This is a genomic window from Neoroseomonas soli (genome assembly GCF_018129065.1).
Classification (GTDB): Bacteria; Pseudomonadota; Alphaproteobacteria; order Acetobacterales; family Acetobacteraceae; genus Neoroseomonas; species Neoroseomonas soli.
In genome coordinates, this window is sequence record NZ_JAAEDM010000182.1 from 1 (window position 1) to 1,655 (window position 1,655).

2 protein-coding genes are annotated in these 1,655 nt (G+C 71.1%); both read left to right on the plus strand.

The features are described 5' to 3' along the window. Nucleotides 1-735, plus strand: a 735-nt coding sequence (locus GXW76_RS25285; protein WP_211864901.1) for a tripartite tricarboxylate transporter substrate-binding protein, incomplete at its 5' end; no start/stop codon positions are given. A gap of 3 nt (nucleotides 736-738) precedes the next feature. Next, nucleotides 739-1,655 (plus strand): SMP-30/gluconolactonase/LRE family protein (locus GXW76_RS25290; protein ID WP_211864902.1); only part of this gene is annotated, 917 nt, incomplete at its 3' end.

Consider the following 1,655-nt stretch of genomic DNA (forward strand, 5'->3'; position numbering starts at 1 on the left):
GTCGCGCGTTCACCGAAGGACGGCCACACGCTTCTGCTCGACAGCATGGGCCACGTCGTCAACCCGACCCTGATGCCGGGTCTGCCCTTCGACTACGCCACCGCCTTCGCGCCGATCACGCAGCTCACCTGGCAGCCGCAGATGCTGGTGGTTCCCGCGGCCTCGCCCTACCGCACGGTGGCGGACCTCGTGACGGCGGCGAAGGCGCGGCCGGGCACGCTGTCCTATGCATCCTCGGGCAACGGCACCGGCGCGCATCTCGCGATGGTGGAGTTCGCGCGTATGGCGGGCATCGAGGTGGTGCACGTCCCCTATCGCGGCGGCGGGCCGGCGATGACGGACCTGATCGCAGGCAACGTCGCGATGGCCTTCGCGTCCGCCGCCGCCGCCACGGCGCATGTGCAGGGCGGGCGGCTGCGTGCCCTCGGCGCCGCGGGGCTTCGGCGGATCGTCGCGCTGCCCGACATGCCGACCATCGCCGAGCAGGGCCATCCCGGCTTCGACTGGGACGAGTGGAACGGCCTCTGGACGGTTGCCGGCTCGCCGCCTGCAGCGATCGAGCGCCTGCACGCCGCGGCGATCTTCGCGGTGCGGCAGCCGGACGTGCGCGCGCGCATGGAGCAGATCGGCATCGTCCCCCTCGGCACGAGCCCGCAGGACTTCGCCGCCTTCGTCGTCGCGCAGCGCGAGCGCGCGGCGCGCCTCATCCGTGACGCCAACATCACCCTGGGCTGAGACATGTACGCAGCACCCCCTTCCGTCACCGCCGAGATCCACACCGAGGTGCCCGAGGCGCTCCGCATCCGCGGCCGCACGAGCGAATGGCTCTATGGCCGTGGCGGCGCGACGCCGCATTCCTTCCTCGAGGGTCCGTCCTTCGACCGGGCGGGCAATCTCTGGCTCACCGACATCGTGTTCGGACGCATCTTCCGCGTCTCGCCGTCGGGCGAATGGAGCGTCGTCGCGGAATACGACGGGGAGCCGAACGGCCTCGCCTTCCATCGCGACGGCTGGGCGGCGATCACGGATGCGAAGCGGGGGCTGATGCGCCTGGATCCCTCGACGGGCAGCGTCACGTCGCTGCTGCCGCGCGCGCGGCGGGAAGGCTTCCGCGGCGTCAACGACTGCACCTTCGCCATGAACGGCGATCTCTACTTCACCGACCAGGGCCAGACCGGCCTGCACGATCCGGCGGGCCGCGCCTATCGGCTGCGCGCGGGGACGGACCAGGCCGATGCGCTGGTCTCCAACATCCCGAGCCCCAACGGCCTGGTGCTGACGCCCGACGGGCACACGCTCTACGTCGCGGCGACGCGCGACAATGCGATCTGGCGCGTGCCGATCACCGCGGATGGCGGCGTGATCCGCGTCGGGCGCTTCATCGCCATGTCGGGAGGGCTTGCCGGACCGGACGGCATGGCGATGGACGTGCAGGGCAATATCGCCGTCGCGCATGCGGGCATGGGGACGGTGTGGATCTTCTCCCGCCTCGGGGAGCCGTTGCTGCGCATCCGCTCGCCGCGCGGCCTCGGCACCACCAATGTCTGTTTCGGCGGGCCGGACAATCGCGACCTCTTCATCACCGAGAGCGAGTCAGGCAGCGTCCTGCGCACGCGCTGGGAACATCCCGGCCAGCCGCTGTTCTGCCACGCCTA